Source organism: Enterococcus sp. HMSC076E04, from assembly GCF_001814285.1.
In the GTDB taxonomy this organism is placed as follows: domain Bacteria; phylum Bacillota; class Bacilli; order Lactobacillales; family Enterococcaceae; genus Enterococcus_B; species Enterococcus_B lactis.
The window spans coordinates 1-262 of sequence record NZ_KV815615.1 but is presented as its reverse complement, the minus strand read 5'-3'; the positions used below and the strand labels follow the sequence as shown (position 1 = coordinate 262).

Here is a 262-nt window from a genome sequence, read left to right as displayed (position 1 = left end):
AATGAATCTTAGTACCAACCGTTTGCTTCCCAGAATGCTTTCGCAGCTTCCCAAGAACCATAACGTGAAGCAACATATTGTTCTGCCACTTTTTCTTGGTTCGCAGCAGAGTAATCACCATTCAAGTAAGAAGAATCTAATTGGTAACGTCCGATGTAACGTCCGTTCGTTGCTGTGTAAGAACCGCTTGATTCTTTTTGTGCGATCCATTCTTTTGCAGCATTCGTGCTTGTTGCCGTTGTTGTTGTTTCTGTTGCAGCAG

Annotated in this window: 1 pseudogene; it reads right to left on the bottom strand. The window is 43.1% G+C overall.

Going from position 1 to position 262, the window contains the following annotated elements:
- Nucleotides 1–8 precede the first annotated feature (8 nt).
- A pseudogene (locus HMPREF2961_RS09835) lies at nucleotides 9–262 on the bottom strand (peptidase M23); the annotation flags it as partial.